The sequence below is a fragment of the Bacillus sp. FSL H7-0578 genome (assembly GCF_038630855.1).
GTDB classification, from domain to species: Bacteria; Bacillota; Bacilli; order Bacillales; family Bacillaceae; genus Bacillus; species Bacillus safensis.
This window is the reverse complement of sequence record NZ_CP152045.1, coordinates 2,252,771-2,265,901: the sequence shown is the minus strand read 5'-3', so window position 1 is coordinate 2,265,901 and position 13,131 is coordinate 2,252,771. Positions and strand designations below refer to the sequence as shown.

The 13,131-nt window shown below is 41.3% G+C and carries 13 protein-coding genes; all 13 read left to right on the top strand.

The features are described 5' to 3' along the window. The first annotated feature begins 50 nt into the window (after positions 1-50). Entirely contained in the window at positions 51-2,138 is a 2,088-nt protein-coding gene (locus MHB41_RS11630; RefSeq protein ID WP_170825875.1) for an HD family phosphohydrolase, read from the top strand. Beyond that, positions 2,139-2,618 carry an rRNA maturation RNase YbeY gene (gene ybeY / locus MHB41_RS11625; protein ID WP_041106915.1) on the top strand — a complete coding sequence of 160 codons (480 nt, stop codon included), beginning with the start codon at positions 2,139-2,141 and terminating at the stop codon, positions 2,616-2,618. Beyond that, complete coding sequence (locus tag MHB41_RS11620) at positions 2,596-2,982, top strand: diacylglycerol kinase family protein (RefSeq protein ID WP_024423020.1); 387 nt, start codon at positions 2,596-2,598, stop codon at positions 2,980-2,982. The genes ybeY and MHB41_RS11620 overlap by 23 nt, the downstream gene beginning before the upstream one ends. A 113-nt stretch (positions 2,983-3,095) precedes the next feature. Continuing rightward, positions 3,096-3,494, top strand: coding sequence for a cytidine deaminase (locus MHB41_RS11615; protein ID WP_008356263.1), 399 nt, complete (start codon positions 3,096-3,098; stop codon positions 3,492-3,494). Then, positions 3,487-4,392, top strand: a complete 906-nt coding sequence (gene era / locus MHB41_RS11610; protein ID WP_007501305.1) for a GTPase Era — start codon at positions 3,487-3,489, stop codon at positions 4,390-4,392. Before MHB41_RS11615 ends, era begins: the two co-directional genes overlap by 8 nt. Positions 4,393-4,540: 148 nt before the next feature. Beyond that, positions 4,541-4,684, top strand: coding sequence for a YqzL family protein (locus tag MHB41_RS11605; RefSeq protein WP_003217288.1), 144 nt, complete (start codon positions 4,541-4,543; stop codon positions 4,682-4,684). Between the two features lie 35 nt (positions 4,685-4,719). Beyond that, a complete protein-coding gene (gene recO / locus MHB41_RS11600; RefSeq protein WP_034280128.1) occupies positions 4,720-5,490 on the top strand; it encodes a DNA repair protein RecO in 771 nt (256 codons plus the stop codon). Between the two features lie 328 nt (positions 5,491-5,818). Next, a complete protein-coding gene (gene glyQ, locus MHB41_RS11595; RefSeq protein WP_012010611.1) occupies positions 5,819-6,706 on the top strand; it encodes a glycine--tRNA ligase subunit alpha in 888 nt (295 codons plus the stop codon). Next, positions 6,699-8,744: a glycine--tRNA ligase subunit beta gene (glyS, locus tag MHB41_RS11590; RefSeq protein ID WP_034280130.1), complete on the top strand. Its 2,046-nt coding sequence runs from the start codon at positions 6,699-6,701 to the stop codon at positions 8,742-8,744. Before glyQ ends, glyS begins: the two co-directional genes overlap by 8 nt. A 167-nt stretch (positions 8,745-8,911) precedes the next feature. Beyond that, positions 8,912-9,550, top strand: a complete 639-nt coding sequence (locus MHB41_RS11585) for a helix-turn-helix transcriptional regulator (RefSeq protein ID WP_024423017.1) — start codon at positions 8,912-8,914, stop codon at positions 9,548-9,550. Positions 9,551-9,575: 25 nt separating this feature from the next. Further along, a complete protein-coding gene (locus MHB41_RS11580) occupies positions 9,576-10,397 on the top strand; it encodes a pyruvate, water dikinase regulatory protein (RefSeq protein WP_008342399.1) in 822 nt (273 codons plus the stop codon). Positions 10,398-10,658: 261 nt separating this feature from the next. Next, entirely contained in the window at positions 10,659-11,159 is a 501-nt protein-coding gene (locus tag MHB41_RS11575; protein WP_034280132.1) for a YaiI/YqxD family protein, read from the top strand. A gap of 33 nt (positions 11,160-11,192) precedes the next feature. After that, positions 11,193-13,022, top strand: a complete 1,830-nt coding sequence (dnaG, locus tag MHB41_RS11570; RefSeq protein WP_024423015.1) for a DNA primase — start codon at positions 11,193-11,195, stop codon at positions 13,020-13,022. The last annotated feature ends 109 nt before the right edge of the window (positions 13,023-13,131 follow it).

Sequence of the window (13,131 nt, the reverse complement as noted above, 5' to 3'; positions counted from 1 at the left end):
AAAAAGGCAGTAAGCGCAAAAGACTGCTGTCTAAAAAAGAACCTCAGAAAATGGAGCGCTCACGTTATTTAAATGTTTTGCTGTACGCTGGTTTAGCAGCCATTTTATTCGTGGTGCTCTTCTTCCATGTAAAGCCTGAATCGCTCGACTTAGATTTATTTTCAGTGAGCGAACAGACCATCTATTCTCCGTCAACCGTTGATGATCAAGAAGCGACAGAAGAAAAGAAACAAGAAGCAACAGATCAGGTAGAAGATCAATATACGCTCAAAAAAGCGTATTCTGATAATCGCGTAGACCTCATCTCATCCCTCTTTGAAGCCATTAAAGAAGAGAAGAAAGCAGCTGATGATAAAGAGAACGCGCCATCAGATCAAGAAATGGTCAAGCGTGTCAAAGAAAAGCTCACAACAGATATGCAGGAAGCTGTTTCGGATCAATCCATCAAAGCACTGCTCCAAGCAAGTGATGAAAATCTCTCATTTACTAAGGATTCCATCATCACAGTGGTGAATTCACTGATGAGTAAAGAAATCACAGCAGCGAAATTACAAGATGAGAAAAAACAAGTCAAAACAGAGCTTAAAAACAATTCGATTCCATCAAAATACTTAAATGCGGCGAAAGAAATCGGTGAATTTGCGATCATTCCAAACTATGTATTTGACCCAGTGGCAACAGAGAAGAAAAGACAGGAAGCGGCTGACAATATTCAGCCTGTGCAAATTAAGCAGGGGCAAATCTTAGTTGAAGAAGGAGAGCTCATTGACCGGGAAGTTTATCGCAAATTAGAACTCACGGGTCTGTTAAACAGCTCAAATTTATTTAAGCCTGTAAGTGGTCTTCTCATATTAATTGGACTTTTCTTAGCAGCGATTGTTCATTCCCTTGAATCGAGGAAAAAATCGCTTGTCCATAAGAATAAGTCGTTACTGCTTTACTCGCTTATTTTCACGATTATATTAATTATCATGGAAGTGTTCAGCCTCTTCCAGGAAACGAAGTATACGACGATAGGCTATGTCGTGCCAGTGGCACTTGGCACGATGCTGATCAAGCTGCTTATTAATGAGCGGCTGGCGATCTTCTCCGGTCTTGTATTTGCTCTTTGCGGCAGTATGATGTTTAATCAAGGAGTAACCGGCGTCTTTAACTATGTGATCTGCGCTTATTATCTGATGAGCGGGATGGCGGGTATTTTATTTTTAAGAAAACATAATGCAAGATCAAAAATATTGCAGGCTGGGCTTTTGGTTGCTTTGGTGAATGTACTTGTGGTTTTATCCATTACACTCATCCAAAACTCTTCACCATCAGGGCTTGAAATCGGTGTGAACCTCATGATGGCGATTGTGTCAGGGTTTGCATCATCTATCTTGGTCATTGGGTTAATGCCTGTTTTTGAGAGCATGTTTGGTATTCTTTCCACAATGAAACTGATTGAATTATCCAATCCAAATCATCCGCTGCTCAAAAAGATTTTAACCGAGACACCAGGTACATATCATCATAGTGTTATGGTGGCGAATTTAGCGGATGCTGCATGTGAAGCAGTCGGCGCAAATGGTCTTTTAGCAAGGGTCGGTGCTTATTATCATGACATTGGGAAAACGAAAAGACCGCAGTACTTTATCGAAAACCAAATGAACATTGATAATCCGCATGACAAGCTTTCTCCTCAGCTGAGTAAAAATATTATTATTGCCCATACGACAGATGGCGCTGATATGCTGAGAGAAAAGAAGTTTCCTGAAGAACTTGTCGACATTGCCGAACAGCATCACGGGAAGTCTCTTTTAAAGTTTTTTTACTATAAGGCGAAAGAGCGTGATGATCAGGTGACAGAAGAAGAATTCCGTTACCCTGGTCCAAAGCCGCAATCAAAAGAAGCAGCGATTATTTCTGTGGCTGACAGCGTTGAAGCGGCGGTTCGTTCGATGCATAATCCAAATCCAGAGCGGATTGAAAAGCTTGTCAAAGGCATTATTTCAGATAAAATGCAGGACGGGCAATTTAGTGAATGTGACCTCACATTTAAAGAATTAAATATTATCAGCCAAACGATTTGTACAACATTAAAGGGGATTTTCCATTCTCGGATTGAATATCCAGATGCCCCGAAGCAGAAGGTGAAGTAAATGACATTGTTAATCGATTTAATAGATGAAACAGGACAAGTATCAAAAGAGCAGCTTGAAGAAGTGGAAAAGCTTCTTCAGTTTGCTGCAGACGAACTTGAGGTCAAGGATCAAGCGGAAGTATCAGTGACGATTGTTTCGAATGAAGAGATTCATCAAATCAATAAAGAATACCGCGGAAAAGACGCACCAACGGATGTGATCTCCTTTGCACTTGAGGAAGAAGGAGAAGGGGAGATTGAAATCATTGGAGCAGATGATATCCCGCCTGTACTTGGTGACATTATCATTAGTGTGGATCGAACGAAAGAGCAGGCAGAGGAATATGGACATTCCTTTATGAGAGAGCTTGGATTCTTAACGATTCATGGCTTCCTCCATTTGCTTGGGTACGATCATATGACAGAGGAAGAGGAAAAAGAAATGTTCGCCAAACAGACAAAAATCCTGGATGATTATGGCCTTTCGAGATCATCGTAAGAAGAGAAGGCCGCTCGCCCGTTTTTTTCGGAGTTTTTACTATGCATTTAGAGGAATATGGCGAACTTTCTTGAATGAACGGAATTTTCGATTTCACACAGTCGCAGCCATCATCGTGGTGATCTGCGGCTTTTGGTTCCGCATAGACCCATTTGAATGGCTGATCGTTCTTCTTCTTTGCGGGGGGATGTTTGCACTTGAACTTGTCAATACAGCCATTGAACATACAGTGGATCTGATGACAGAAGAAAGGCACCCGCTTGCAGAGAGAGCGAAGGACGCTGCGGCAGGCGCTGTTTGCGTTTACGCCGCGATTTCGGTTATGATTGGGTTGATCATCTTCTTACCGAAGATCATGCAATAGAACAATATTACTATTTATTAACATTTTTAGAAATGGGCGTGAAAATGTCACGTGAATTATGTAAAATATAAATGTGACAGTGGTACCATTTCTTCTGAAAGTGGGAACTAGGAATGAACAAACAAGAGTTGATTTCAGAAGCAATCAAAGCAAGAGATTTTGCATATGTACCCTATTCTAAATTCAAAGTCGGTGCAGCATTACTGTCGAATGATGGAAAAGTGTATGGCGGCTGCAACATTGAAAATGCAGCATATGGTATGTGTAATTGTGCGGAAAGAACAGCACTTTTTAAAGCCTATTCAGAAGGCATTACATCTTTTCAAATGTTAGCAGTGGTGGCCGATACAGACCGTCCTGTTTCGCCGTGCGGCGCATGCAGACAGGTCATTTCAGAGCTATGTGCACCTGATATGCCAGTGATTCTAACGAACTTAAAAGGACATATATACGAAACAACAGTAAACGAACTATTGCCAGGCGCATTTTCACCGGAGGATTTAAATGACTAACGAAAGCTTCAAATCAGGATTTGTATCAATTATTGGAAGACCAAATGTAGGGAAATCAACCTTTCTTAATCGTGTCATTGGACAAAAGATCGCCATCATGAGCGATAAGCCCCAAACGACGCGAAACAAAGTGCAAGGTGTTCTAACAACAAACACATCACAAACGATCTTTATCGATACACCGGGGATTCATAAACCTAAGCATAAGCTTGGTGATTTTATGATGAGGGTGGCTCAAAATACACTGAAGGAAGTCGACCTGATCTTGTTTATGATTAACGCACAGGAAGGCTATGGCAAAGGTGATGAATTCATCATTGAACGACTAAAGCAAACATCTACGCCGGTGTTCCTAGTCGTTAATAAAATTGACCAAATTCATCCAGATGAACTATTCCTTTTAATTGATGAATACCGCACACGTTACCCATTCAAGGAAATTGTGCCAATTTCAGCTCTTGAAGGAAACAATATCGACACGCTTCTTCAGCAGATTGAAGGTTATCTTCCAGAGGGCCCTCAATTTTATCCGGCAGATCAAGTAACAGATCATCCAGAACGGTTTATTATTTCTGAATTAATTCGTGAAAAAGTGCTGCATTTAACGAGAGAAGAGATTCCGCACAGTATTGCGGTTGCGATTGAATCGATTAAGCCAGATGAAAATGGCAAGATCCATGTCGCGGCGACCATTGTCGTAGAACGTGATTCGCAAAAAGGGATCGTCATTGGTAAACGTGGCAGCTTGTTAAAAGAAGTGGGACAAAAAGCGCGCAGAGATATTGAAGCACTTCTAGGCTCAAAAGTGTATTTAGAGCTTTGGGTCAAAGTTCAGAAGGACTGGCGTAATAAATCCACTCACCTGCGTGATTTTGGATTTAGAGAAGACGAATATTAAAAAATCGCTGCATTTGTCAGTAAATCTGACAATGGTGCGGTTCGATTAGTAAAAATTGTTTATCATGAAATGGAGGTAGCCTGGTCAAGATAAAATTAATATGTTGGATGTAGCGTTGCTGCTTCTAATAAAGAAAGGTGGGGTTTTTATGTTGAATTTTACATGGAACGTATTTTCACAAACAGGAAGCGTTGACACGTATCTGCTTTTCAAAGAGTTAGAAAAGGAGAACCTGGAAAGACCCGATGTACTTGAAGAAGAAATAGCACGATTTGATTTTCCAATCTTATAATTCTTGACCCCCTCCAGCGCTCGGAGTGTAGACAAATGCTCATTAAAAGTGAAGGAATCGTCCTTAGAACAACAGATTATGGCGAAACAAACAAAATTGTCACGCTGCTCACTAGAGAACATGGGAAAATTGGTGTCATGGCAAGAGGCGCAAAAAAATCAAACAGCCGCCTGTCAGCCATAAGCCAGCCGTTTTTATACGGAACCTTCCTGATCCAATCATCAACAGGACTTGGAACGCTCCAGCAAGGCGAAATGATTGAAAGTATGCGGGCCATTCGGGAAGACTTATTTCTGACCGCATATGCCGCATATATGACGGAATTGATGGATAAAGGGACAGAAGAAAAAAAGCCAAACCCTTATTTGTTTGAGCTTCTGCTTCAATCTCTGCGTCATCTCAACGAAGGTACAGATGCTGATATTATTTTATTTATCGTAGAGGTCAAAATGTTATCAGTGATGGGGATGAAGCCTGAACTTGATCAATGTGTGCACTGTGGTCAAAAAGAAGGGCAGTTCCATTTCTCAATAAGAGATAACGGCTTCATTTGCCAAAATTGTTTTTCGAAAGATCCATATAAACTGCCCTTATCCCCCGCAGCTGCAAGGCTGCTCCGTTTGTTTCATTATTTTGATTTATCAAGGCTTGGTCAGGTTGATGTGAAACAGCAGACGAAACAAGAAATTCGTCAAGTGCTTGATCACTACTATGACGAATATTCCGGCCTCTATTTAAAATCAAAAAAATTCATGAATCAGATGGAATCCATGAAAAAGCTAATGGGCGGGGAAAACAAAAGTTGACATCTCCCATGACTTTTTGTAAGATCATCTAAGATAAAATATGTTGCATTGACAGAAAGAAGTACTTACGTAAAATCCATAAAAGCGACCTTAGGGCGGTGTGAGCTAAGGATGGAGGCGTAACGAAAGGCATTCTTGAGCAACGTAAAACAAAGCGGCTGGGTGCTACTACACCAGCAAATAGGGTGGAACCGCGGGAAAAACTCTCGTCCCTATGTTTGCAAGAACCTTGCGAGCATAGAGACGGGAGTTTTTGTGTTCTCTTACAAGGTTCTCATCCCACCCGCCATACATAGCGGTTGGTCTAGAAAAGATGGAGGTGCGATCATTGAATATTCAAGACATGATTTTGACGCTGCAAAAGCATTGGTCAAATGAAGGCTGCGTATTAATGCAGGCGTATGACACAGAAAAAGGTGCCGGAACGATGAGTCCATACACGTTCCTCAGAAGCATCGGCCCAGAGCCGTGGAAGGTAGCTTATGTAGAGCCTTCAAGACGCCCGGCTGATGGCAGATATGGAGAAAACCCAAATAGATTGTATCAGCATCACCAATTTCAAGTGATCATTAAGCCATCACCTGACAATATTCAAGAGCTATATCTTGAATCATTGAAGGCACTTGGCATTGACCCGCTGAAACATGATATTCGTTTTGTGGAAGATAACTGGGAAAATCCATCTCTTGGCTGTGCAGGACTTGGCTGGGAAGTATGGCTTGATGGGATGGAAATTACGCAGTTCACGTATTTCCAACAAGTCGGCGGCTTAGAATGTAAGCCCGTTTCTGTTGAAATCACATACGGTATTGAACGTCTTGCTTCTTACATCCAGGACAAAGAAAATGTCTTCGATCTTGAATGGACAGACGGATTTACGGTCAGAGATTTATTCTTAATGGCTGAATACGAGCACTCTGTTTATACATTTGAAACATCTAATACTGACATGCTGTTCGAGCTATTTACAACCTATGAGAAAGAAGCACATAGCCAAATGGACAAAGGGCTTGTTCACCCGGCATACGATTATGTCCTCAAATGCTCTCATACGTTTAACCTGCTCGATGCAAAGGGTGCTATTTCTGTGACTGAGCGAACTGGTTATATCGGAAGAGTGCGTCAGTTAGCAAGAAAAGTAGCCAAAACCTATTATGAAGAACGCGAAAAACTGGGATTCCCTATGCTAAAAGAGGAGGCGGCTTCTCATGAATAAACAAGATGTATTACTTGAAATCGGCTTAGAAGAGATGCCGGCTCGTTTCATGCCAGAGAGCACAAAGCAGCTGGGTGAGAAAGTAAAAGCATGGTTTGAAACGCAAAATATTTCATTCGAAGAGACTGCTTTATTTAACTCACCTAGACGTCTTGCTGTACTTGTGAAAGGTGTCGCAGAAAAACAAGAAGACATCAAAGAAGAAGCAAAAGGCCCGGCTAAAAAGATTGCCCAAGATGCTGAAGGCAATTGGACAAAAGCAGCTGAAGGCTTTGCAAGAGGACAAGGTGCTTCAACAGATGATCTCTATTTCAAAGAGATCAAAGGAGTGGATTATGTCCATGTCCAAAAGTTTCAAGAAGGAAAGCAAGTCAAAGACCTTCTGCCAGCGTTAGGTGAAATCGCCGCTTCATTAAGTTTTCCAAAGAACATGAGATGGGGAAGCGAGGATTTACGCTATATCCGTCCGATTAAATGGATTGTTTGTTTATTTGGAGAAGAGATTGTACCTGTTGAAATTGCTGGGGTGAAAAGCGGCCGGGAGACTAGAGGACACCGTTTCCTTGGAACGACAGCCAGCATTGACACACCTGCTTCCTATGAACAAACATTGCGCGATCAATTTGTGATTGCAGACTCAGAGAAAAGAAAACAATTCATTACTGAACAGCTAGATGCGCTATCTTTAGAAAAAGGCTGGGTCATTCCTGTTGATCCTGAACTTCTAGAAGAAGTGAACGATCTTGTAGAATATCCAACTGTGCTGTCTGGTTCCTTTGAAGAAGAGTTTCTTGCATTGCCGGAAGAAGTATTGGTGACGACAATGAAAGAGCATCAGCGCTACTTCCCTGTGAAAAATGAGCAAGGGGAATTATTGCCGCACTTTATTACAGTCAGAAATGGAAACAGTGAGGCGCTCGAAAATGTCGCAAGAGGGAATGAAAAAGTACTTCGTGCGCGTTTATCAGATGCTGCATTCTTCTATAAAGAAGACGAAAAACTAGTGATTGAAGACAATATTAAAAAGCTTGATAAAGTGGTATTCCATGAGAAACTTGGAACAATCGGCGACAAGCTGAAGAGAGTGACAGACATTGCAACCCGTCTAGCGGCGCATGTCGGAGCAGATGACGAAACCACTAAACGTGTGGCGAGAGCAGCAAGTATTTCGAAGTTTGACCTTGTGACTCAAATGGTCTATGAATTCCCAGAATTACAAGGAATCATGGGTGAGAAATATGCAAGAGCTCTTGGTGAACATGAAGAAGTAGCAAGAAGCATCAACGAGCACTATATGCCGCGCTTTGCTGGTGACGAGGCGCCGTCCACTTTGATTGGTGCGATTGTGGCAGTAGCAGATAAGCTTGATTCTATTTGTTCATTCTTCTCAATTGATGTGATCCCAACGGGTTCTCAAGACCCTTATGGACTTAGAAGACAAGCGAGCGGTATCGTTCAAATCCTGCTCGACCGCCATTGGAATATTTCATTTAAAGAGCTGTTTGCACTTGCTCAAGTAAAGGCAGAACATGAAGCTGCTCTGATTGAATTTTTAACGCATCGTTTAAAATATGTTCTTCAAGCAGAGCATATCCGCCATGATGTTGTTGATGCAGTGCTGGATGTTGAAAATATTGAGCCATATGCAGTCGTCAAAAAAGCAGCTGTTCTTGAAGAGAGTGTGAAACAAGAAAGCTTCAAAGAAACGGCTGAAGCATTGGGGCGCGTCATTTCAATCAGTAAAAAAGGGGAAGATGCAGAGATTCAGCCTGAACTGTTTGAAAATGAACATGAGCAAAAGCTGTTTGAGGCGTATCAGCAAGTAGAGAAAGCTGTAAAGGAACATGTAGCAGCAGGACAATACAGCTTGGCACTTGAGGCGCTGGATACGTTAAAAACACCGATTGTTCATTATTTCGATCATACAATGGTTCATGCGGATGATGAAAAACTGAAGCGAAATCGTTTAGCACAAATGGTCAAACTAGCCAAAGTCATTCAATCATTTGCGAATATGAACAATTTAATTGTAAAATAAATACCTAAGAACGGTTGCCTTTTCCGAAGGGCAATCGTTTTTTACTCATTTAATTCACGGTTTTTGAGTGGATTTTTGTTTCATTCGGACAAAGATGCGCTATAATATGATGAGTTATGAAAATGATATACATAAAATAAAGATTTCGCTCTCTCTATTTAAAGGTGGTGAGTACAATCGAGTTAAATAAACGGCAAGAGCAGATTTTACAGATTGTCAAAGAGAATGGTCCGATCACTGGAGAGCATATCGCCGATCGGCTGAACTTAACAAGGGCGACCCTCAGACCGGATTTAGCCATTTTAACAATGTCAGGCTTTTTAGAAGCAAGACCAAGGGTCGGCTACTTTTTCACAGGAAAAACAGGCACGCAGCTTCTCGCAGATAAGCTGAAAAAACTTCAAGTGAAAGACTTTCAATCCATTCCAGTGGTAATACATGAGAATGTTTCGGTTTATGATGCGATTTGTACGATGTTTTTAGAGGATGTGGGCACATTATTCGTTGTGGACGATCACTCTATTTTAACAGGCGTGTTATCCAGAAAAGACCTCCTTCGCGCAAGTATAGGGAAACAGGAGCTTCCATCTATCCCTGTCCATATTATTATGACAAGAATGCCGAACATCACCGTTTGCCGCAAGGAAGATTTCATTATGGATGTGGCGAAGCACTTGATTGAAAAGCAAATAGATGCACTTCCTGTGATAAAAGATACGGATAAAGGCTTTGAAGTGGTCGGAAGAATTACGAAAACAAATATGACGAAAATACTTGTCAGCTTATCGGAGAACGAAATAATCTAATGACAGAAGACTGCGAGGGGATGTTATGAGTAATCGCGTAATTTTTGTGGTATCAGATTCAGTTGGAGAAACGGCAGAGCTCGTGGTCAAAGCGGCACTTAGCCAATTTGATGGCGGCTCATCAGACCATTCAAATATTAGAAGAATCCCGTATGTAGAGGATGTTGGTACGATTAAAGAAGTCATTTCACTGGCGAAAGCAGATAATGGGATCGTCTGCTTTACTCTTGTTGTGCCAGAAATGCGCCAATTCTTAATCGAGGAAGCAGAAGCCAACGGTGTCGTTTATTATGACATCATCGGTCCGCTCATTGATAAAATGGAAACGGCATATGGAAATGAAGCGAAACATGAGCCGGGTCGTGTACGTCAATTAGATGAGGACTATTTTAAAAAGGTAGAAGCCATCGAGTTCGCTGTGAAATACGATGACGGCAGAGACCCTAGAGGTATTCTAAAGGCTGATATTGTGCTCATTGGTGTATCACGCACGTCCAAGACACCATTATCTCAATATTTGGCACATAAGCGGCTGAAGGTAGCGAACGTTCCAATTGTACCTGAAGTTGATCCGCCAGAAGAGTTATTTTCAGTTGATCCGAAGAAATGTATCGGTTTAAAAATTAGTCCAGACAAACTAAATCATATTCGCAAAGAGCGTTTAAAATCTCTTGGTTTAAATGATCGCGCTATTTATGCGAACATTGAGCGGATTAAAGAGGAACTAGAGTATTTTGAAAAAGTGGTTGACCGCATTAACTGTCAAGTCGTTGATGTATCGAATAAAGCAGTTGAGGAAACGGCAAATGTCATTCATCAAATGCTGACCAAAAGAGGTTCCGAATAAACTCAGGATGCTCCTCCTGGGTTTTTCCTATGGTGGGAAACGGGTAAACAAAAACAATGGCATATTTGCTGCATTTGTATTATAATAAAAAATTGTGATAAAATGATTGATTTTAGGTTTAAGTTAAGTCAAGAACGAATAAACTAATATTGGCAGAAGTCAAGTGATTCTGAACATAACTTTTCGACAAAATGAGTTTTACTGTTGATTGCTTTATGGGGGAAAAGTATGGTCTTTTTGCTTCTCTAAAGCAGGAATAAGGTGGAGGGATGGAGAATTAGTCACCTGAATGAACGTAAAAAAGAGAGGACGATTTATGTCGATGCAGATGCTTGTCCTGTAAAAAACGAAATCCTTTCTGTCGCATCTCAATTTCAAGTACCAGTGACATTCATTGCTTCATATGAGCATTTTCAAACCAAAAGATCTCCACTTGAAGATTGGCGGTTTGTAGATACACATAAGGAAGCAGCGGATTTAGTCATTGCAAACTCAGCTGCCGCACATGATATTGTCGTCACCCAAGATATTGGTCTTGCCTCCTTACTGCTTCCGAGACAGGTCATTGTTCTGTCTGAAAGAGGACGAATGTACACAAACGAAACAATTGATTTTGATTTGGAACGCAGGCATGTTTCTAGCAAACAGCGAAGAAAAGGTGTATACGGAAAAGGTCCCAAAAAGCTTTTAGAAGAGGATAAGAAGCGATTTATGGCGCAACTACAAAAAATCCTGTCGAATCATGAAGGATTTTTAAATTAAAAGGCGAATAATGTACGACGGAGTGTTATTAGGATGAGCAAACGTATACCAGATGAACTTTTGGAGCAGATCCAAAAAAACGCAGACATTGTCGAAGTGATTGGAGAATACGTACAGCTTAGAAAGCAAGGTCGAAATTACTTCGGTCTTTGTCCATTCCATGGTGAAAATACTCCTTCATTCTCTGTTTCAGCAGATAAGCAAATCTTCCATTGTTTCGGCTGTGGTGCAGGAGGCAATGTGTTTTCTTTCCTCAGACAAATGGAAGGCTACTCATTTATTGAAGCCGTTTCACATGTGGCTGATAAGTACCATATTGATCTGCCTGATCAGGTAGCGAATGCTCAGATGAGTTCCTCTCAGCAAGAGGACACTGCAGATCATAAAATGATTGAGGCCCATGAGCTTCTTAAGAAATTTTACCACCATTTGCTGGTAAATACAAAGGAAGGTCAAAACGCACTCGATTATTTACGGTCCAGAGGCTTTACGGATGAAACAATTGCCAAGTTTGAGATCGGATATGCTCTTGATTCTTGGGATTTCGTGACCAAGTTTTTAGAAAAACGAGGATTTGATCCTGTGATGATGGAGAAGGCTGGTCTTTTGATTCAACGTGAAAACGGCACAGGCTTTTTTGACCGCTTTAGAGATCGTGTCATGTTTCCCATTCATGATCATCATGGAACGGTCATCGCTTTTTCCGGAAGATCGCTTGGTGATCAGCAGCCTAAATATATGAATAGTCCTGAAACGCCGCTTTTTCATAAAAGTAAGCTGCTTTATCACTTTCATGACGCACGTATGCATATTCGCAAACGCGAACGGGCGGTTCTTTTTGAAGGATTTGCAGACGTCATCTCAGCTGTTACATCAGGTGTCGGTGAAAGTGTTGCAACAATGGGTACGTCTCTTACAGAAGAGCACGTAAAGCTTCTCAGGCGGAACGTAGAAGAGATCATCCTTTGCTATGACTCTGATACGGCCGGATACGAAGCGACCATGAAAGCATCAGATTTGCTTGGAAAAAGAGGATGTAAAGTTCGCGTTGCCATGATACCAGATGGACTTGATCCAGATGATTACATTCGTAAATATGGCGGCGAGAAATTTAGGAATGACATCATAGATGCAAGTGTGACATTAATGACGTTTAAGATGAATTTTTTCCGAAGAGGAAAAAACTTATCAGATGAAGGAGACCGTCTTACTTATATGAAGCAGGTTCTCCGAGAAATCAGCCGGTTAAACGGCTCTTTGGAGCAAGAGATTTACATGAAACAGCTTGCTGGGGAGTTTTCGATCTCACTTGATTCATTAAAAGAACAACTGGAGCTGTTTGAAAAACAGCAGCGGCAAGAAACCAAAAGCACGCAGGAAGAAAACGGGCTTGAAAAACGGCGTGCACATCTGTCAACACAAGTGAGAAGAAAGCGTCTGCGGCCGGCATATGAAAATGCAGAGCGAATGCTGCTTGCTCATATGTTAAAAAGCGATGACGTGATCCGCAAAGTACTTGACAGAATCGGGATTGAATTTAATATAGATTCGCACAGGGCGCTGGCAACGTACATTTATGCCTTGTATGAAGAAGGCAAAGAACCAACGCCGCAGCACCTGATGAACCGGATAGAAGATGATGTCATGAATCAGTTGTTGACGGATATATTGATGATTCAAGTCGGAGACGAGCTAAGTGAAGCTGAATTAAGTGATTATGTAAAAAAAGTGTTGAATCATCGGAATTTGTCAATGATAAAGGAAAAAGAACTAGAACGTGCAGAAGCGGAGAGGCAAAAAGATTTCTTCAAAGCGGCAACACTTGCAAAAGAAATTATTCAGTTGAACCGTTCGCTGAAGTAATACGTCTATTATTAATGACAGGACTTACGGCTGGCAATGAATCCTTTACGGGAGGAGCATAAGACCGCAAGCATCTTGCCTTCATCATTATTTATTTTATTTCCTATTT

What these genes read in the sequence shown, in the direction of transcription:
- dnaG (WP_024423015.1), top strand. Translation starts at nt 11,193, where the DNA reads ATGAGCAAACGTATACCAGATGAACTTTTGGAGCAGATCCAAAAAAAC.
- recO (WP_034280128.1), top strand. Translation starts at nt 4,720, where the DNA reads ATGCTCATTAAAAGTGAAGGAATCGTCCTTAGAACAACAGATTATGGC.
- MHB41_RS11580 (WP_008342399.1), top strand. Translation starts at nt 9,576, where the DNA reads ATGAGTAATCGCGTAATTTTTGTGGTATCAGATTCAGTTGGAGAAACG.
- glyS (WP_034280130.1), top strand. Translation starts at nt 6,699, where the DNA reads ATGAATAAACAAGATGTATTACTTGAAATCGGCTTAGAAGAGATGCCG.
- MHB41_RS11620 (WP_024423020.1), top strand. Translation starts at nt 2,596, where the DNA reads ATGGCCTTTCGAGATCATCGTAAGAAGAGAAGGCCGCTCGCCCGTTTT.
- era (WP_007501305.1), top strand. Translation starts at nt 3,487, where the DNA reads ATGACTAACGAAAGCTTCAAATCAGGATTTGTATCAATTATTGGAAGA.
- MHB41_RS11605 (WP_003217288.1), top strand. Translation starts at nt 4,541, where the DNA reads ATGTTGAATTTTACATGGAACGTATTTTCACAAACAGGAAGCGTTGAC.
- ybeY (WP_041106915.1), top strand. Translation starts at nt 2,139, where the DNA reads ATGACATTGTTAATCGATTTAATAGATGAAACAGGACAAGTATCAAAA.
- MHB41_RS11630 (WP_170825875.1), top strand. Translation starts at nt 51, where the DNA reads ATGGAGCGCTCACGTTATTTAAATGTTTTGCTGTACGCTGGTTTAGCA.
- MHB41_RS11615 (WP_008356263.1), top strand. Translation starts at nt 3,096, where the DNA reads ATGAACAAACAAGAGTTGATTTCAGAAGCAATCAAAGCAAGAGATTTT.